The 18,250-nt window shown below is 67.7% G+C and carries 19 protein-coding genes; 15 read left to right on the forward strand and 4 right to left on the reverse strand.

Features of this window, described 5'->3' with window-relative positions; all coding sequences use genetic code 11:
- Window positions 1–140: 140 nt before the first annotated feature.
- The 11 genes from ACOOHB_RS16965 to ACOOHB_RS17015 all read left to right on the forward strand — a co-directional run bounded on the left by ACOOHB_RS16965 (window position 141) and on the right by ACOOHB_RS17015 (window position 11,766).
- On the forward strand, window positions 141–758 hold the full coding sequence (locus tag ACOOHB_RS16965) for a LytR C-terminal domain-containing protein (protein WP_420445983.1): 618 nt from the start codon (window positions 141–143) through the stop codon (window positions 756–758).
- Window positions 759–763: 5 nt separating this feature from the next.
- Window positions 764–1,801 carry a glycerate kinase gene (locus ACOOHB_RS16970; protein WP_420445984.1) on the forward strand — a complete coding sequence of 346 codons (1,038 nt, stop codon included), beginning with the start codon at window positions 764–766 and terminating at the stop codon, window positions 1,799–1,801.
- A gap of 180 nt (window positions 1,802–1,981) precedes the next feature.
- Window positions 1,982–3,601 carry a chaperonin GroEL gene (groL, locus tag ACOOHB_RS16975; protein ID WP_420445985.1) on the forward strand — a complete coding sequence of 540 codons (1,620 nt, stop codon included), beginning with the start codon at window positions 1,982–1,984 and terminating at the stop codon, window positions 3,599–3,601.
- A 129-nt stretch (window positions 3,602–3,730) separates the two neighbouring features.
- Window positions 3,731–3,937 (forward strand): DUF2191 domain-containing protein, encoded by a 207-nt coding sequence (locus ACOOHB_RS16980; protein WP_420445986.1) that lies wholly within the window; start codon window positions 3,731–3,733, stop codon window positions 3,935–3,937.
- Between the two features lies 1 nt (window position 3,938).
- The gene (locus ACOOHB_RS16985) at window positions 3,939–4,358 is read left to right on the forward strand and encodes a PIN domain nuclease (protein ID WP_420445987.1); all 420 of its coding nucleotides are present in this window, start codon (window positions 3,939–3,941) and stop codon (window positions 4,356–4,358) included.
- Window positions 4,359–4,485: 127 nt separating this feature from the next.
- On the forward strand, window positions 4,486–5,334 hold the full coding sequence (fdhD, locus tag ACOOHB_RS16990) for a formate dehydrogenase accessory sulfurtransferase FdhD (protein ID WP_420445988.1): 849 nt from the start codon (window positions 4,486–4,488) through the stop codon (window positions 5,332–5,334).
- An 18-nt stretch (window positions 5,335–5,352) separates the two neighbouring features.
- Window positions 5,353–6,096, forward strand: coding sequence for a chlorite dismutase family protein (locus ACOOHB_RS16995; protein ID WP_420446929.1), 744 nt, complete (start codon window positions 5,353–5,355; stop codon window positions 6,094–6,096).
- A gap of 71 nt (window positions 6,097–6,167) precedes the next feature.
- Entirely contained in the window at window positions 6,168–8,033 is a 1,866-nt protein-coding gene (locus ACOOHB_RS17000; RefSeq protein WP_420445989.1) for an acyl-CoA dehydrogenase, read from the forward strand.
- A 51-nt stretch (window positions 8,034–8,084) separates the two neighbouring features.
- Complete coding sequence (gene larE, locus ACOOHB_RS17005) at window positions 8,085–8,966, forward strand: ATP-dependent sacrificial sulfur transferase LarE (protein ID WP_420445990.1); 882 nt, start codon at window positions 8,085–8,087, stop codon at window positions 8,964–8,966.
- Window positions 8,966–9,481 (forward strand): hypothetical protein, encoded by a 516-nt coding sequence (locus ACOOHB_RS17010; RefSeq protein ID WP_420445991.1) that lies wholly within the window; start codon window positions 8,966–8,968, stop codon window positions 9,479–9,481. Before larE ends, ACOOHB_RS17010 begins: the two co-directional genes overlap by 1 nt.
- A complete protein-coding gene (locus ACOOHB_RS17015) occupies window positions 9,478–11,766 on the forward strand; it encodes a [protein-PII] uridylyltransferase (protein WP_420445992.1) in 2,289 nt (762 codons plus the stop codon). The genes ACOOHB_RS17010 and ACOOHB_RS17015 overlap by 4 nt, the downstream gene beginning before the upstream one ends.
- Before the next feature lie 13 nt (window positions 11,767–11,779).
- On the opposite strand, the gene ACOOHB_RS17020 is transcribed toward ACOOHB_RS17015, so the two are convergent.
- On the reverse strand, window positions 11,780–12,643 hold the full coding sequence (locus ACOOHB_RS17020; protein WP_420445993.1) for a PAC2 family protein: 864 nt from the start codon (window positions 12,641–12,643) through the stop codon (window positions 11,780–11,782).
- A 70-nt stretch (window positions 12,644–12,713) separates the two neighbouring features.
- On the opposite strand from ACOOHB_RS17020, the gene ACOOHB_RS17025 reads away from it, so the two are divergent.
- From ACOOHB_RS17025 to ACOOHB_RS17040, 4 genes are all read left to right on the forward strand, one after another.
- A complete protein-coding gene (locus tag ACOOHB_RS17025; RefSeq protein ID WP_420445994.1) occupies window positions 12,714–13,214 on the forward strand; it encodes a GNAT family N-acetyltransferase in 501 nt (166 codons plus the stop codon).
- 66 nt (window positions 13,215–13,280) lie between these two features.
- Window positions 13,281–13,784 carry a DoxX family protein gene (locus ACOOHB_RS17030; RefSeq protein WP_420445995.1) on the forward strand — a complete coding sequence of 168 codons (504 nt, stop codon included), beginning with the start codon at window positions 13,281–13,283 and terminating at the stop codon, window positions 13,782–13,784.
- A gap of 44 nt (window positions 13,785–13,828) precedes the next feature.
- A complete protein-coding gene (locus ACOOHB_RS17035) occupies window positions 13,829–14,260 on the forward strand; it encodes a GtrA family protein (protein ID WP_420445996.1) in 432 nt (143 codons plus the stop codon).
- A complete protein-coding gene (locus tag ACOOHB_RS17040; RefSeq protein ID WP_420445997.1) occupies window positions 14,260–14,889 on the forward strand; it encodes a class I SAM-dependent methyltransferase in 630 nt (209 codons plus the stop codon). The genes ACOOHB_RS17035 and ACOOHB_RS17040 overlap by 1 nt, the downstream gene beginning before the upstream one ends.
- Here ACOOHB_RS17040 and ACOOHB_RS17045 read toward each other — a convergent pair.
- The 3 genes from ACOOHB_RS17045 to ACOOHB_RS17055 all read right to left on the reverse strand — a co-directional run bounded on the left by ACOOHB_RS17045 (window position 14,870) and on the right by ACOOHB_RS17055 (window position 18,169).
- The gene (locus tag ACOOHB_RS17045; RefSeq protein WP_420445998.1) at window positions 14,870–15,934 is read right to left on the reverse strand and encodes a prenyltransferase; all 1,065 of its coding nucleotides are present in this window, start codon (window positions 15,932–15,934) and stop codon (window positions 14,870–14,872) included. The genes ACOOHB_RS17040 and ACOOHB_RS17045 overlap by 20 nt on opposite strands.
- Window positions 15,924–16,706 (reverse strand): class I SAM-dependent methyltransferase, encoded by a 783-nt coding sequence (locus ACOOHB_RS17050; RefSeq protein WP_420446930.1) that lies wholly within the window; start codon window positions 16,704–16,706, stop codon window positions 15,924–15,926. The genes ACOOHB_RS17045 and ACOOHB_RS17050 overlap by 11 nt, the downstream gene beginning before the upstream one ends.
- 62 nt (window positions 16,707–16,768) lie before the next feature.
- The gene (locus tag ACOOHB_RS17055) at window positions 16,769–18,169 is read right to left on the reverse strand and encodes a glycosyltransferase family 4 protein (protein ID WP_420445999.1); all 1,401 of its coding nucleotides are present in this window, start codon (window positions 18,167–18,169) and stop codon (window positions 16,769–16,771) included.
- Between the last annotated feature and the right edge of the window lie 81 nt (window positions 18,170–18,250).

Genomic DNA, 18,250 nt, shown 5'->3' on the forward strand with positions numbered 1-18,250 from the left:
TTCTTTGGCCCTACGCTCACAACACTGCCGCTGCCATGCGGTTCTTCGTCATTTATAAGCGCGGCCAACCAACGTGAGTTGCAGCGCACGCCGGCCTCGGCGGGAGGAACCCGGGCCGTACACCGACGGGAGGTCACCCGATGAACAGCCAAGCCGGCGAATCCAACAGCGGCGCAGCGGTGCGCGGACTGCTGCTGGTGCTGGTGGCCGTCGTCGTGGGCGTACTGCTGCTCCGCTCGGTCGACGATCCCGACAACGCTGTCGTGCCCGACACGACGCCGGCGGCCGAGCTAGGGGACACACTCCCGCCCGCAACACAGGCGCCGACGCCGACGACCGCTGTTTCAGGCGCCACCGGAACCGACCCGGTCACCACCGTCGAGCCGCCTGTCACGGAGGACCCTTCCACCGACACCACCTCGGCGGGAGCAGAACCGTTCCAGCCGAGACCGGCGGCCGAGGTATCGGTCCAGGTCGCCAACTCCACGACCGTGCGCGGAGCTGCGGGCCGGCTCACCGACCGATTCAAGACGCTGAGCTACATCACCAATTCACCGACTAACTACGTGGGTACGCCGCTCGACCTGACGCGGATCTACTACCAGCCGGGTTCCCTGCTCGAAGCGCGAGCGATCGCCGGAGTGCTGGAGCTCGACGCCGACAACGACGTGTTCCCGATGCTGGCGGACACATCGGCCGTGTCGGACTTTGAGACACCCGACGTGCTGGTGGCGCTGGGGACCGATCTGGCTGAGTAGGCGACATGCGGGTCGTGGTGTGCCCGGACAAGTTCCGTGGCACAGCGTCCGCCGCAGGGGTAGCAGCAGCTATCGAGGCGGGGGTACGTCGGCACGCCGGCGCTGACGCTCACGTGGCATGCCTTCCTGTTGCGGACGGCGGCGAAGGCACGCTCGAAGCGCTGGGCGGACCGAATCGCACGTCGCTGGTGACCGGGCCGCTGCGGACATTGGTAGAAGCCGAATGGCGGCTCGTCGGCGACACCGCGATTGTGGAGATGGCTCGCGCCAGCGGACTGCTGCTGGCTGGCGGAGCCGAGGGAAACGATCCGCTCGCGGCAACAACCGCTGGCACCGGTGAGCTGATCGCGGAGGCTGTCGCCAGCGGCGCCCGGCGCGTGATCGTGGGAGTGGGTGGCTCTGCCACCACCGATGGCGGTCTCGGCGCGCTCGACGCCATGTCACCGCTGGCTCGCCTCGCCGGCGTCTCGGTGGTGGTGGCCTGCGATGTGCGCACCCGCTTCTGTGACGCCGCACGCATTTTCGGACCCCAGAAGGGTGCTTCGCCGCCGAAGATCGAGCTGCTGACCCGCCGCCTGGAACGACTCGTCGACCTGTACCACGAGCGCTATGGGATCGACGTCACCGAGATGCCCGGCGCGGGCGCGGCCGGTGGCCTGGCGGGCGGTCTGGCGGCGGGCCTGCGGGCCGAGCTGGCCCCCGGGTTTGAGGTCGTCGCAACCGAGGTTGGCCTGCCCGAAGCGATCGAAGGCGCCGATCTGGTCATTACCGGCGAAGGACGGCTCGATGCAGGTTCGTTCGACGGGAAAGTCGTGGGCGGCGTGCTGGAGATGGCGGCCGAGGCCGGAGTGCCAGTGGGCGTCGTCGTGGGCGCTCGAGATCCAGGTACCGATCCTGCGGATTGGCGCCCACCCACAGGCGAGTCCCCCCTCACGCACCTTGTAGTGCTGACCGAGCGCTACGGGGCGGAGCGGTCGATGGGCGACACGCTGTCGGCAGTGCGCGATGCCGCCTCTGATCTGGCGGCAAATCTGGTCTCTTGAGTTGGCGGTTAGCACTCTCAGCTCTAGAGTGCTAACCGCGTCATGAGGTGCAGCAGCGACGTGGCGCCCCGTCACCCAGTTGCCCATGCACCAATAGGCCCATTGACAAATCAACCCGATTGACCAATCAACCCGATTGACCAATCAAAACAGTGTCACCGAGGACAGGAGCCACCTGATATGGCCAAGATGATCACGTTCGACGACGAGGCCCGCCGCGCGCTCGAGTCGGGCATGAACCAGCTCGCCGACGCAGTGCGCGTCACGTTGGGCCCCAAGGGTCGCAACGTCGTGCTGGACAAGAAGTGGGGTGCACCCACGATCACCAACGACGGCGTGTCGATTGCCAAGGACATCGAGTTGGAAGACCCGGTGGAGCGCATCGGAGCCGAACTCGTCAAGGAAGTCGCCAAGAAGACCGACGACGTTGCGGGCGACGGCACCACCACAGCCACCGTGCTGGCATGGACGATGGTGCGCGACGGCCTGCGCAACGTGACTGCAGGTGCCAACCCGATGGCCGTGAAGCGGGGCATCGAGGCCGGCGTCGAAGCCGCCGTGGGTGCTATCGAAGACATGGCGATCAGCGTCACCGATTCGAAGACCCATGTCGCCCAGGTGGCGGCAATCTCTGCCGCCGACAGCGACATCGGCCAGCTGATCAGCGACGCGTTCGACAAGGTCGGCAAGGACGGTGTGATCACCGTTGAGGAATCGCAGACCTTCGGCCTCGAGATGGATCTCGTCGAGGGCATGCGCTTCGACAAGGGCTACATCTCGCCGTACTTCGTCACCGATCCCGACACGCAGGAAGCCGTGCTCGAGGAGGCGAACATCCTGTTCATGCAGGGCAAGATCTCGGCAGTGCGTGACGTGCTGCCGGTGCTCGAGAAGGTGACCCAGGCAGGCAAGCCGCTCGTCATCATCGCCGAGGACGTCGAGGGCGAGGCCCTCGCCACGCTCGTCGTGAACAAGATCCGCGGCACGATCCGCTCAGTGGCTGTGAAGGCTCCCGGATTCGGCGACCGCCGCAAGGCCATGCTCGCCGACATGGCGATTCTGACCGGTGGCCAGGTCATCAGCGAGGACGTGGGTCTCAAGCTCGAGAACACCACGCTCGATCTGCTGGGCACCGCCCGCCGAGTGGTCGTCTCCAAGGACGAGACAACCATCATCGAGGGTGCTGGCGACGAGTCCGAAGTGCGGGGTCGGATCGAGCAGATCAAGAACGAGATCGAGAACTCCGACTCGGACTACGACCGCGAGAAGCTGCAGGAGCGGCTGGCGAAGCTGTCCGGCGGCGTTGCAGTTCTGCGCGTCGGTGCGGCCACCGAGGTCGAGCTGAAGGAAAAGAAGCACCGCATCGAAGACGCGGTCAGCACCACCAAGGCGGCCATCGAGGCCGGCGTGGTGGCTGGTGGCGGTGTCACCTTGGTGCGGGCTGAGTCGGCAGTGCAGGCAGCAGCGGAAGCCCTGGATGGTGACGAGGCCACCGGTGCCCGGCTTGTCCAGCGTGCGCTGTCGGGACCGCTGAGGCAGATCGCCGAGAACGCCGGCCTTGAGGGCGGCGTAGTGGTCAGCCGGGTCCGTGAGCTTGAGGGCTCGATAGGTCTCAATGCTGCTACTGGCGTGTACGAGGACCTCGTCGGAGCAGGCGTCATCGACGCCGCCAAGGTGACGCTGTCGGCGCTGCAGAACGCTGCGTCGATCGCCGCACTATTCCTCACCACCGAAGCGGTCATCTGCGAGGAGCCCGATTCCGGTGGCGGCGGCGGCGGCATGCCGGACATGGACTTCTAGCGGGAGCCTTCACAGACCCCCACGAACACCCCAATCCAACACTGCACAACCCAATGAAGTAGCCCGGGTCAACGCCCGGGCCGCTTCGCGCCCCCGTCGTCGCCGCCAGCTTCCTGATATCTTCTGCCTATGGCGAAGACATCTGTGGAGATCGATCGAGACATCGCTGCTCAGGCTGCGGAGATTCTTGGGACAGCGACACTGCGCGAGACCATCGATGCCTCGCTGCGCGAGATCGTGAACGTGAAACTTCGCCTCGAACTCGTTGAAATGCTGTCCGAGCCCGGCCGTTTCGACTTCGCAGCAGCGGAACACGCGTGGGGTGGGCAGCACTGACGTGGCCCGCGCCACTCATCTCGCCGATACCAGCGCATTCGGACGCTTCCAACGCCCGGAGGTCCGCGAAGCGGCCATTCCCATAGTCGCGTCCGGGCGGGTTGCGCTGTGCGCTCCGGTGATCTACGAGCTGGGGTTCAGCGCTCGCAATGCCGCTGATTACGACGAGATCATGATGCGAGCTGCCGCCTTCGAAGTGGCCCCGACCAGTGACGGCGACCTCGGCAGAGCACTCGCGATACAGCGCCAACTGGCGCGCCGCGGACACCACCGGGCCGTCTCGCTGGTTGACATGCTGGTTGCCGCAATTGCAGAAAACCGCGGCCTGATCGTCTTGCACTACGACGCCGACTTTGATCTCATCTCTGACATCACCGGTCAACCCACCGAGTGGATTGTCGAACGAGGAACCGCCGACTGAGCCCGATGGAGGGAACGTGGATGCCGGTTCACGCCTGTGAACAGACGGGTAGCAATCCGTACTGTGCGCCGGCGATCGGGTACCGGCACGGACGAAACGATGCGGGGGGTGCCGGTACCCTGACCTGATGCGGCGGGGGCGCACGATGCGGGTGCTGGTGGACCGGCTGCGACAGGGCGAATGGCGACGATCGCCCGATGAGGTCGTGGTGGAGGAGCCACTCGAGATCCGCCTCGACGGACACATGGTGGCGACCACGATGCGCACCCCAGGTCACGACTACGAGCTTGCCGTCGGGTTCTGCGCGGGCGATGGGTTGCTCGGCGGCGCGGCGGTGACAGGAGTGCGCTACTGCGGCGAAGGGCCGGCGGCCGAGTTCGAATACAACGTGGTCACCGTCGAGACCGGCGGCAAGGCGCCAGTGCCCACGCCCCGCCTTGGCAACGTCAGCGCCGCCTGCGGGATCTGTGGCAGCACCACCATCACCGACATGGCCGCACGCATGGGCCCGCTGGCGGGCACCCAACAATTCAGCGTCGATGCCGTTCACCTAACCCTGGCCGCCGTTCCCGCGGCCCAGGAGATGTTCGGCCGAACAGGCGGGCTGCACGCCGCCGCGACCTTCGACATCAGCGGCAGCGTCGACATCGTGCGAGAAGACATCGGTCGCCATAACGCCGTCGACAAGGTCATCGGCCGCCGATTGCTCGATGGGCGCGACGACTCAGCTGCCACCGCCCTGTTCGTCAGCGGCCGCGCCAGCTTTGAGATGGTGCAAAAGGCCTGGGCGGCGGGAATCGGCACCCTCGTCGCGGTCAGCGCCCCCAGTTCGCTCGCCATCGAGGCGTCCCGGGCGGCGGCTATCACGCTGGCGGGTTTCGCGCGTGGCGACGAGCTCAACGTCTACTGCGGCAATCTGGCCGGAATACCGGCACGACTCGGCGAGTCCCCCGCGAGCGCCGGAGTTCATTCATAGGCTGCGGCGGTGTCGGTGATGCCGGAAGTGACGACGTCCGTCGGATGGGGTGTGCTGCACCTGTTCTGCAAGCTCTCACCCGACACGAACACCCGTGCCGTGCTCGCAGCGGTCAAGACCGCAGCGAGCGGAGATCACCAAGTGCTCACCGTGGCAGTGCTCGGCCACAAGGCCGACATCGGCTTCATGGCGCTCGGACCCGATCTGTGGCAGCTGCGCACGCTCCAAGCCGACTTGCAGCAGGCCGGAATGGAAGTGGTCGACAGCTACGTGTCCATGACCGAGACCAGTGAGTACGCCCCCGACCTGCCCCCAGAGATGAAAACCCCGCGGCTGTACCCGCAACTGCCGCCCGAGGGCAAGCGGGCCTTCTGCTTCTACCCGATGTCCAAACGCCGCAGCGCCGTATCCGAAGGCAGCGGCAACTGGTTCACGCTGCCCTACGACACTCGCCGCGAGCTGATGTACGAACACGGCAAGTCGGGCCGCCAATTCCGGGGCCGCATCCTGCAAGTTGTGACGGGATCCACTGGAGTGGACGACTTCGAGTGGGGCGTGACGCTGTTCGGCGAGCACCTCGACGACCTCAAAGACGTCGTTTACACGATGCGCTACGACGAAGCCAGCGCTGTCTATGCCGAGTTCGGCAGGTTCTACACCGGCCTGCTTGCCGACCCCGAGACTGTCTTGGAACGTATCGGCCGTCGTTCAAACCATTGGGGGGGCCTCGGCGGATCGCAGCCCGCGCAGGGCGCGCCGTAACCTGTTCGCGTGCCGGTGCGCCGCCCGTGAGGCGCCGGCGGTGCTTCGGTCGCGACTGAATTGAGGCCGCCATGTCCGACTATTCCGCTCCTATCGACGACATGCTCTTCGTGCTTGAGCACGTGGCCGATCTGGAAGCTCTGGTCGCCCACGAACGCTTCGCGCATGCCGACATGGAGACCGCAGGCGCACTCCTCGATGAAGCCGGCCGCTTCATGTCCGCCGAGTTGGCGCCGCTCAACGCGACCGGTGACCAGCAAGGGCTCAACTTCGACGACGGCGTCATCACTCATCCCGACGGATTCGCTGAGGCCTATCGCAAGTTTGTCGATGCCGGTTGGAACGGCATGGGCTTCGATCCCGACTACGGCGGCGGCGGGATGCCGTGGTGCGTGGGACTCGCCGTCCAGGAGATGCTTACCGCGGCCAACATGGCGTTCAGCCTGTGCCCGCTGCTGACCCAGGGCGCCATTGACGCCCTGACCCACCACGCCGATGAAACCCTGCAGCAGACCTTCCTGCCCAAGATGATCAGCGGCGAGTGGTCCGGCACGATGAACCTGACAGAGCCGCACGCCGGCTCCGACGTGGGCGCCCTCACGAGCAGGGCCATCCCGCAGCCTGACGGCAGCTACCTCATCACCGGGACCAAGATCTTCATCACCTACGGCGAGCACGAGCTGACCTCCAACATCGTCCACCTTGTGCTGGCACGCACGCCGGACTCACCTCCGGGCACTCGCGGCATCAGCCTGTTCCTGGTCCCTAAGTACCTCGTCAACCCCGACGGCTCGCTCGGGCGGCGCAACGACCTGCGAGCGGTGTCCACTGAGCACAAGATCGGCATTCACGCTAGCCCGACCTGCGTGATGTCCTACGGCGATGACGAGGGTGCTGTCGGCTATCTCGTCGGCCCCGAGAACGCCGGCATGCGTGCCATGTTCACGATGATGAACAACGCTCGCCTGTCGGTGGGCCTGCAGGGCCTGGCACTCACCGAGCGGGCGTACCAGCAGGCGCGCGAGTACGCGCTGACCCGCAAGCAGGGGCGGGCGATCGGCGCCGAGCTGCCCCCAGGCGATTCGTCGCCGATCGTCGATCATGCCGATGTGCGGCGCATGTTGCTGACGATGCGCGCCAACGCCGAGGCCATGCGGTGCGTGATGTACCTGAACGCCGCGGCCATCGATCGCTCCATCGTCGCGACCGATCCAACCGAACGGCAGCGAGCTGATGAGCTCACGGCGATCCTGACGCCGATCAGCAAGGGCTGGGGCACCGACCTTGGCGTCGAGATGACCTCGCTGGGCGTGCAGGTGCACGGCGGCATGGGCTACATCGAAGAAACCGGCGCTGCACAGCATTGGCGCGACAGCCGGATCGCCCCGATCTACGAGGGCACCAACGGCATCCAGGCTGCCGACTTGGCCTTCCGCAAGCTGCCGCTTGAAGGCGGCGAGGCCATGGCACGCCTGATCGGCGACATGGGGGCGACGGCGTCCGAGTTGGGCACCAGTGACGACGCCCATCTGGCCGCCATCGGGGCCGCACTCGGCGATGGCGTCGCTGCGATGGGTGACGCAGCCATGTGGCTGGGCGGTCAGCTCTCCGCGGCGCCGAACGATGTGGCCGCCGGCTCCTCGCCGTTCATGCGGTTGTCCGGCGTCGTGGTCGGGGGCTGGCTGCTGGCCCGCAGCGCTCAGACGGCAGCCGGATTGCTTGCACAGCAGGGACTAGCGGTCGAGCAGGCTCGTGACGCCGCGTCCGCAGCGTCAGCCTCCAGATCGGCCGGCGCCGCATCGCCGCAGTTCCTGGCCGACAAGATCACCACCACCCACTTCTACGCCGACCAGATCCTGCCGACCGCTCGTGGCCTGGTGCCCGCAGTGACCGGCGGCGCCGATCTTTTCTTCGCAATCCCCGCCGAGCGGCTCTAAGCAGAGGAGATTCCGCACCGATGACTGTGGCCGAGGACTGGGAGCGACGACATGGCCAGCTCGCATGCTGACGGAGGGCTGAGCGTGCAGGACGCGTCGGCGTCGGCCGAAGCCTCCATCAGCCTGCTGCGTGGCTTCTTCGAGCATTCGGGACCAGTGGTCGTGGCCTTCAGCGGCGGCGTCGATTCGGCGCTGGTGGCATGGGCGGCCAACGACGTTCTCGGAGACGATGCGCTCTGCGTGACGGCGGTCTCGGCGAGCCTCGCGAGCGATGAGGCTGGGGACTGCGCGGCACTGGCTGCGGAGTGGGGACTTGCGTGGCAGACCGTCGAGACCGACGAGATGGCACGCGCTGCATATCGCGTCAACGACGCAGACCGTTGTTTCCACTGCAAATCAGCTCTCATGGACCAGCTCGAGCCCCTGGCAACCGAACGCGACGCGGTGGTGGTGCTCGGCGTCAACCTCGACGATCTGGGAGATCACCGGCCGGGCCAGCACGCGGCACAGAAACGGGGAGCACGATTCCCGCTCGTCGAATCCGGTTTCGCCAAGGTCGACGTCCGGCGTGTCAGCGCCGAATTGGGTTTGCGCACCTGGGACAAGCCCGCTGCCGCATGCCTGGCCTCTCGGGTGCCCTACGGCACGCAGGTGACGGTGCCGCTGCTGGCACGGCTCGATCGGGCCGAGGCTGGATTGCGCCGGCTGGGTTTCCGTCAGCTGCGAGTCCGCGACTACGGCGACACGGCACGCATCGAACTGCCGCTCGACGATCTTGCCGAGGCGATTCGCCGGCGTGAAGCCCTAGTGGAGACGGTGCGCGCCGTCGGTTATCGCTACGTCACGCTCGACCTGGAGGGCTTCCGCTCGGGCAATCTCAACGGCGCGCTGGCGAGCGACATCTCTGCCGCCTCGGCCCCAGAGGCCGACTGATGAGCGCAGCCGGGACCGGTGCCGAGGCCCCGGCGGTGCCGCCCGGCACCGCGTTGGGGGGATCAGTGGACGAAGCCGCAGAGCTACTGGCCGATCTCGCTATCGCCGCGTTGCCCGGCTGGGTCGAGCGCTGCGTGGCCGATGCCTGCGAGCGCGGGGGCGTTGCCGCTGTGGATCTCAGCGGACCGGCGCGTGCCGCTGGTTTGCAGTGCGCAGCCGAGACTGGCCCTGCGCTGCGCGATCTGCTGGCAACCGACGTCGACGCGCAGACATCCACGCCGTTGAGCGTGCTGCGCGCCGCAGTGCGATTCCCGACTCGGGTGCTCGCGGACGGCGGCGTACCGGAGCCCGGCCGGGACGACTTCAACGCGTCACGTTTCCCCGACGATCCCTACGGTCTGACACCGGCATCGTTCGCCGACATCGATCCGGGGCTGGGACCGATCGGCATCGGGTGGGGAGCAGCGAAGGCATACGAGGTGCTGCAGCGTCGGCGCGCGGAGGGACAACGATGACGTCGTTCGGCGAGCGCCGCGCTGGGTTGATCGAAACGGCAGCCGCCGACCAACTGCCCGCGGCGCTGTCTGCGCTCACCGATTCCTGGCTAGCCGAGAGCTATGCGACTGAGGCCGCCGAGTGCGGGCTGGGCGGCGCGAGCGGCGCCAGCACGGGTGTGGCCCTCGTGGCCGTCGGCGGCTACGGCCGTGGCGAGCTGTGCCCCGGCAGCGACATCGATCTGCTCTTGCTGCACGACGATGTCGATACGGGCAACCTGGCCGACCGCCTCTGGTATCCGATTTGGGACGAGAAGCTCAAACTCGGCCACGCCGTGCGCTCGATGTCGGGGACGCTGGAACTGGCAGCATCCGACACAGACACGGCCACGGCGCTCGCCGATGCCCGCCACTTGGCCGGCGACGCAACCCTGACAGCCCGCCTCATCTCCGGCGTGCAATCCGACTGGCGCGACAACGCAGCACAGCGGCTCGACGAGCTGCGCCGTTCTGTCAGCCGCCGGCACAGCCAGAGCGGTGAGGTGGCGTTCCTGCTGGAGCCCGATCTCAAGACGGGCCGCGGCGGAATGCGCGACGCGCATGCGATCAGGTGGGCGCAATTGGCGGGGGTTGAACTGCTCGCTGCGGACACCGAACGCCTCGATGAGGCCTACCAGACGCTGCTGCGGTCCCGGGTGGACTTGCACCGGACCACCGGTCTGCGCAGCGATGTGCTCTCCGCCGATGATCAGGACGCGGTGGCCGAGCGATCCGGCGCAGTCGACGCCGATGCCTTCATGGCCGACATCGCGCAGGCGGGGCGCATCATCACGTTCCTGTCTGACCAGCTGTGGTCAACCATTGCCCGCCAGAGCACCGCCTTTGTGGCGCCGGATGTCGACATCGCCGGACTGGCAGTCCGCGACGGAGAGCTGGTGATCGATGGCGATCCAGCCGCCGACGTCGTCCTGGTGTTGCACGCAGCGGTGCAGTCGGCCCGCGGGGGCATCCCGATCAGCCGAGCCAGCCTCGACAAGCTGGCCGAGCGCCAGGCGCAGTTCCCGGACCCGTGGCCCCACGGCGCGCGAACGCTGTTCGTCGAGCTGCTGGGCTGCGGACACCGCGCTATCGATGTCATCGAGACGCTCGACTACTTCGACGTATGGACCCGGGTGCTGCCCGAGTGGGCGCCGAACCGCAATCGCCCTCAGCGCTCCCGCTACCACCGTTTCACGGTGGACCGGCACCTGCTCGAGGCCGTCGCCGAGGCGGCCCGCTTCACCCACCGGGTGGCGCGTCCCGACCTACTGCTGATGGGAGCGCTGCTGCATGACATCGGCAAGGGATATCCGGGCGATCACACCCAGGCCGGCATGCGCCTGGCGGGCCCCATCGCCCGGCGCTGCGGTTGGAACTCCACCGACGCGGACACCTTGGTGCGCCTCGTGCAGCACCACCTGCTGCTGACCGACATCGCGACCCGTCGCGACCTCGACGACCCGCTGACTGTCGCCACCGTCGCCCGTGCCGCCCAGACCCAGGAATTCCTGGAGCTTCTGGCGGTCATGACCGAGGCCGACTGCTTGGCCACCGGCCCCATGGCGTGGGGGGACTGGACCGCCAACCTGGTCTCCGCACTCGTAGAGATGACCTCTGAACATCTGAGCGGTTCCGATTCGACGCCGTCGACTCACCGCCGCCTGCTCACCACCGACGTCGTGGAGTTGATGTCGGCCGGCGAAACGGCACTGCGAGTCGATGGCAACGTCCTCACCGTGGTCGCACCCGACGAGCGCGGCCTGTTCAGCCGCGCGGCAGGCGTGCTGGCACTGCGGGGGCTCGACGTGCTGCAAGCGGACGCCTATTCCAGCCCTGCGGGCATGGCGGTGTCGTCATTCCGGATCGTGCCGCCCGACACGCCGGTCGATTGGGACCGGGTCACCTACGACGTGCGCCGGTCGCTGCGAGGCCACCTGGCGCTGGAAGCGCGCATAGCGGAGCGTGCCCGCGTGTACCGGCGGCGCCGGGCGCTCTCAGCGACACGGGCCGCCACCAGTGTTACGTTCGACGCCGAGTCGGCCACGGGAGCAACGATCGTGGAGGTCCGCACTGAGGACCTCATCGGCGTGCTGTACAAAGTGACCCGAGTGCTGGCCGAGATGGGTCTCGACATCCGGTCCGCCAAGATCCAGACGTTGGCCAACGAAGTGGTCGACTCGTTCTACGTGGTCGGTCCCGATGGTCCGGTCATCGACGAGGCGCACCAGCGAGAGGTTGAGCTGTCCCTGCGCCACGTCCTGGCCTGAGCGACGCAGCTGTTCAGTCTGGTTCCTGCTGACGCAAGAACTGCTCCAGCTCGTCGAAGAGGCCGTCGGGGTTCTCGACCATCTCGCTGAAGTCCTCGACTGCTTCGGCGGCGGACTCCTCGAGAATCTGCTGCGCGTACTGGGCGAGGGTGTCGTCGCCCGCCACTAGCTCGTCAATCTGGCGGCCGTAGTTGGCGGCGGCGCTGTGCAGTTCCGACTCGCCCAAGTTGATGCCCATGAATCGGGCGACCCGCTCAGCCAGTGCCAAGGCGGCCTTCGGCGAGGGGTAGTTGTGCACGTAGGTCGGAACGGTCGCCCAGAACGACACGCTGGCGAAGCCGGCTCGATGGCAGGCGTCGTTGAGCACGCCGATGATGCCTGTCGGGCCCTCGTAGGTGGATTGGCGCAGGCCCATGGTGAGGTTGAGGGCGGCGTTGTTGGAGGCGCCCACGACGTTGATCGGGGCGTTGTGGTGGGTGTCAGTGAGCAGAGCGCCCAGCGTGACGACGGTGGAGACGCCCAGCGAATTCGCCATCTCGATGATCACGTCACAGAAGGTGCGCCAGCGCAGCCGGGGTTCCACACCCAGCACGGTGATCACCGTGCGGCCGTCGTCGGCCTCGCCGATCCGCACATCTGGCGTGGGCCAGTCGATCTGCCGCTCGCCGTCGACGACCTGCACGCTGGGCCTCACCGAGGCGAAGTCGTAGAAGTATTCTGGGTCGATCTGGGCCACGGGATGGCAGCGGAAGCGTCGCCGCAGGTACTTGGCCGACTCGGTGGCCGCATCGCCGGCGTCGTTCCAGCCGGAGAATGCTGCGATGAGCACGGAGTCGCTGCTGGGTTCGGGTCGTTCGAACCACTCGAGATGGCCCACGGCGGCGAGGCTACCGGCACCCCCATGCAGGCCGACCCCGACGCTCGGGTCTGCCCCTACGATGCGCACCGTGGCTGATCTCGCCGGTGCTCGAGGCGACACCGCCGACGCGGGCGCGCACCATGCCGATGTTCGCGTCGAGGTGTGCGAGCGTGTCGACAACGCTGTGGTCACCGCCTTCGCGCGGCTGCATCCGCAGCTGTCGAGCTCGCCGCCGCCTGATGCCGAGACGCTCGAGGGCATCGTCGGCCATCCGGCCAACACGATGCTCGTCGCCCGCGCAGGGTCTGATGAGGCCGGATCCGATGAGATTGTCGGCGCGATGATTCTCGTGCTGTTCCCACTGCCGAGCGGCGTGCGGGCCTGGATAGAAGACGTCGTGGTGGACGAAGGAGCGCGCGGCCGCGGCATCGGAGCAGCGCTGAACCGGCGGGCCATCGAGATTGCTCGACAGGCCGGCGCGCGCACCGTCGACCTCACCTCGCGACCTGATCGGGAGGCCGCGAACCGCCTCTACGCCCGGCTCGGCTTTGCGCAGCGCACCACCAACGTCTACCGGCTCGACCTGTGAGTACCGTTCGAGCGCAAACGTTGCGCCACCCACCACTGCCACGCACCACTGGGGGACCCCGGAATCATGGATCCTGACAGCATCAACTTGGGCCTGTTCGTCCTGCGAGTAATCGTCGGCGTCACCTTGGCGCTGCACGGCATCGCCAAGTTCCGGGGTGGCATCAAAGGCGTCGGCAATTGGTTCGAATCCGAGGGTCTGCGCCCTGGTCTGCTGCACGCGTACCTCGCGGCCCTCACCGAGATCTGCGCCGGCTTCGGCCTGGCACTCGGACTGGTGACGCCGCTCAGCGCGATGGCGTTCATCGGCGTGATGTCGACGGCCGGGTGGGTCGGCCACCGGAGCAACGGGTTCTTCATCATCCGCGAGGGCTGGGAGTACGTGTTCGTGCTCGCTGTGGCTGCGGCGTCACTGGCGGCCACCGGGCCCGGGGACTGGTCACTCGACAACGCGCTGGGTCTCGACTGGAACGGACCTGTCTGGTTCGTCATCGCTATCGCCGGCGGGCTGGTCTCGACGATCCTGCTGTTGGCCGCGTTCTACCGACCGAATGCGCCAGCGGAGACGTGACCTCTGGGGTTCACCCGTGAGGCCCAGGCCATGAGACCTCGGCGATGAGTGGGGGATTGCTGGGTCGGCTGGTCGGCTATGGCACCGTGTCAGTGGGCACGGTGGTCGTGACGCAAGGCGTTCTGGTTGTTGGGTACGCCGTGCTGGGATGGCCCGCGGTGGTCGCCAACGTGGTGGCAGTGTGCGTGGCGGCCGGACCCGCGTACTACGCCAACCGGCGCTGGGTGTGGGCTCGCACCGACCGGCACTCGGTCACCCGAGAAATCCTGCCGTTCTGGAGCTACAGCCTCGCCGGCTTGGGCGTCTCGTCGCTGTTCGTGGCGCTGGCCGAAGGGTGGTGGCCTTCCACCGTGGCCGTCTCCGCGGCCAACCTGGTCGGTTTCGGTGCTCTGTGGGTGGGCAAATTCCTGCTGCTGGACCGTGTGCTGTTCGCCCGTCCAGCGTCGGGTCCGGTGACCGGCACACCGGAGCGCTGATGAACCCTGCGCTGGCTGTGCTGGCCCAGCAGGTGAAGGGCTTCATGCCCCACACCGAGGGCTTGGCGCTGTACCGGGCCGCCATCGAGGCGGCGACACGCGGACCGCTCGTCGAGATCGGCTCGTACTGCGGCAAGTCGGCCGTGTACCTGGGCGCTGGCGCGGCGGAGGTCGGGGGTGTGTTGTTCACCATCGACCATCACCACGGATCCGAAGAGATGCAGGCCGGCTGGGAGCACCACGACGCGGACATGGTCGATCCCCGCACCGGTCGCATGGATTCCCTGCCGCTGCTGCGCCAGACCATCGAGCGCGCCGGTCTCGAAGAAACCGTGGTGCCCGTCGTGGGCGACTCGGTCACGATCGCGGCCCACTGGGGCAATGCCGCCCTGGTGTTCATCGACGGCGGTCACGGCGAGGCCCCGGCCCACGCCGACTACGAAGCCTGGTCGCGCAAGGTGATGCCCGGAGGCCTGCTGGCCATCCACGACGTGTTTCCCGATCCCGCCGATGGCGGTCGTCCTCCCTACGAGATCTGGTTGCGGGCCCTTGCCGACGGCTTCGCTGAGCACGCCGCCGAAGGCAGCCTGCGCGTCTTGGGCAGACCGATCAGGGCCGGGGCGCAGTGATGAGTGCCTCGGCAGCTGCGGTGCGGCGGTCGAGGGCGTCAGTGGCCAGGAGCACAGCCGCCGCCGTGTAGGTCGACTGTTCTTCGTGCGGGAAGGTCTTGCCGTGGGGCACGACCCAGCCCGTGTAGTAGGCGCCGTCGACCGTCCGCAGTGGCTCAGTGGCCTCAATGAGCCAACGGGCGGTAGCGCTCTCACCGGCGCGCAGGTACGCGAGCGCGCACTCGCAGGTCTCCGCAGCGGTCACCCAGGGCTGATCGGCCACACAGCGCACGCCGTGGTCGCCAAGCAGGAATTTCGGTGCGCCTGCGGCGAGGTGGGCCCGGGCCTGCGCGCCGTCGAGGGCTCCGCACAGCACCGGGTAGTACCAGTCCATCGCCCAGCGATCCTTGGGCTCGAAGCCATCGGGTCGGTGGCGGATCTGACGTTCGGTGCGTGCCAGCGTGCGAGCCCACGCCGGTCGCGCGCGGCCCAGCAGGCTCGCCAGCGCCAGCCCGCATCGCAGCGAATGAACGATCGACGACGAGCCGGTCAGGAGCGCATACGGCCACGGCGTGCCGTCGGCATGCACCGCCCAGGGGATGTGCCCGCTGGCGGTTCGCAGCCCCACCACGAAGTCGAGGGCACGTGCCACCGTCGGCCACATCGTCTCGACAAAGCCGCGGTCTGCGGTGCAGAGCCAGTGATGCCACACGCCCACGGCCACATAGGCGCAGCAGTTCGTGTCGACCTTGGCGTCCTTGATTCCATGCGCGGTGTAGTAGTTGTGCCAGCTGCCCGAAGCTTGCTGGTTCGCCCGCATCCATTCGTAGGCGGCCTCGGCAGCGCTGTGCCTGCCCGCTGACGCCAGCGCCATGGCGGCCTCGACGTGATTCCACGGATCGGCGTGCCCGCCTTCGAACCACAGGATGAGGCCGCTCGGCTGCTGGCAGGCCTCGATGGCATCTGCGGTGGGCGAGATGTGCGCGGCCTCCAACAGCGGTGCGGCGCTCTCAACCAGACCGAGGGGACCCCTGCGGGCCCCGAGGGGTGCGAACTCAGGCGGCATGTGCCGCTCCCACGAGGTCGGCGTCGTCCAGCGCTCGGCAGCGTGCCGGTGCCTTGTATGCATACAGCACGAGCGACTTGGGCAGCACGGCGCTGAGCAGCCGGTCGAGCGTGCGCGTCAGCGGGGGTGCTGCGGTGATGTCCCACACCAGCAGCCGATGGAATGCCCGAACGAGCGGGTGCTGGTCGTTGTGGGGACCGACCAGGCAGCGCAGCCACCAGTAGGGCGTGTGCAGACCGTGCGCTCCGTGGCTGTCGGAGACCTCCAGTCCGGCTGCGGCCAGCTTCGCCCGAAGCTCCGAAGAGCTGTAGATGCGAACATGGCCCCCAGGCACTGCGGGTGCGTGGTAGTCGCCCGATAGCGCCCAGCACACTCGCTCGGCGCTGCGCGCCGGCACCGTCACGGCGATCGTGCCGCCTGGCCGAAGCACTCGTGCCAGCTCTGCAATGGCCGTCACGTCGTCGTCGATGTGCTCGAGGACCTCCGCAGCGATGACCCGGTCGAAGCTGCCGTCTGGATAGGGCAGCGCGGTGGCATCGGCCACGACTGCGTGGCTGATCCGCTGCGGGGCCTGCGAGTCGATCTCCCCGGCGTCATCCATGGCCGCGAACATGTCCGTGACGGAGCGGAGCTCGTCGGTATCACGATCCGAGGCGACCGTGACGCAGCCTCGCCGGACGCTCTCGAACGCATGGCGGCCCGCGCCGCAGCCCAGGTCCAGCACCCGGTCGCCGCGTTGGGCCCCGAGACGCTCGTAGTCGACGGTGAGCATCAGCGGCCGGCGAGCGCCTGAGAGCATGCGCGGATCGCCAAGCCTTCTCGTTGCGACACTTGTTATCTCCCGCTCTTGCTCGCTGCGCTCACGGGCCGCTCGGGCCATGGCTTCACCGTTCGGCTCAGCCTCGTGATCTGGGACGTGAGCGGCCTACGGGCCGGGGCATCTGCCAGCAATGCCCGGTATTGCTCGACGGTCTTGCGGGCCGTCGCCGCCCACGAGTAGTTGGCCTGCACCCGTGCCCGGCCAGCCGCACCCACGGTGGCACGCAGGTCGGGCTGTGACAGCGCCCAGCTGATGCGCGCTGCGAGGGCCTCCGAGTCGCCGGGCGGCACCTGCAGGCACGTCTCGCCGTCGGCGCCGGTGACTTCGGGCAAAGCGCCGCCGGTGGTGGCCACGAGCGGCACGCCGCACGACATGGCTTCGATGGCGGGCAGCGAGAATCCCTCGTACAGCGAGGGCACCACAGCCAGCTCGGCTTCGTTGTACAGCTCGACGATGCGCTCGTCGGGCACGCCGCTCACGAACTCGACGCAGCCGGCCAAGTCGAGTTGGTCGATGAGCCGGCTTGCCGCCGAGTCGTCCTTCGGTCGGCCGATCACCACGAGGTGCAGCGAGGGGTTTTCGGTGCGCAGCTTTGCCAGTGCTTCGAGCAGGTAGACGAGGCCCTTCATGGCCACGTCTGCGCTGGCGGTGGTCATGAGCCTGCCCGGCACAGGCGTCACGCCGGGCAGGGGTCGAAACTGGTCGGAATCGACGCCGACGGTGACGATGTTCAGGCGGGTGGGATCCACGCGCAGGTCGGTCACGATGTCGTCGAAGCTGTTGGTCGACACGGTCACGATGCGGTCGAGGCGCCGGGCCACCCGGTTCTGCATCCGGGTGAAGGCGTAGAAGCGCCGCATGGCGAGCCGCTTGCCTCGCGTCGGCGCGTGGGCGATCTCGAGCCGCCGGTCGACGGTGATCGGGTGATGGATGGTGCCGAGTGTGGGCATGCCGGCCCGTCGCAGCCAGTCGATGCCGTAGCCCAGGCACTGGTTGTCGTGCACCAGGTCGAAGTCGTCGAGCCGGCTGCGCAGGGCCCTGAAGGCTCGCAGGCTGAAGGTCAACGGCTCGGCGAACGATGCTGTGCACGTGATGGCGTACTCCAGCACGTCGACGGGCGAACGGAACTCCGCCACCTTGGGCACCCGGAACGGGTCGGGCATGCGGTACAGGTCCAAGCTGGGCAGTTCGGTCAGCTTGATGCCCGCGTCGAGGTGGGGGTAGGGCGGCCCGCTGAACACTTCGACGCTGTGGCCGAGCGCCGACAGCTCGCGAGCCAGGTGACGAACGTAGACGCCCTGGCCGCCGACCCAGGGGTGACCGCGGTAGGTCAGCAGCGCAACGCGCAGGGGCGGACCGCTGTCAGCCGGCGCGTCACTGGACCGCACGTCTGCTGGCCCGGCGTCGGGACCCATCGCAGCCTCCGTCTGAGTGCGAGAACCCAGCAGGCGAGTGCCCAGCAGCGCCGGAGCAAGCAGGCGAGTTCGTCAAGGTTG

The sequence above is a fragment of the Candidatus Poriferisodalis sp. genome, from assembly GCF_965215815.1.
Taxonomy (GTDB): Bacteria; Actinomycetota; Acidimicrobiia; order Acidimicrobiales; family Poriferisodalaceae; genus Poriferisodalis.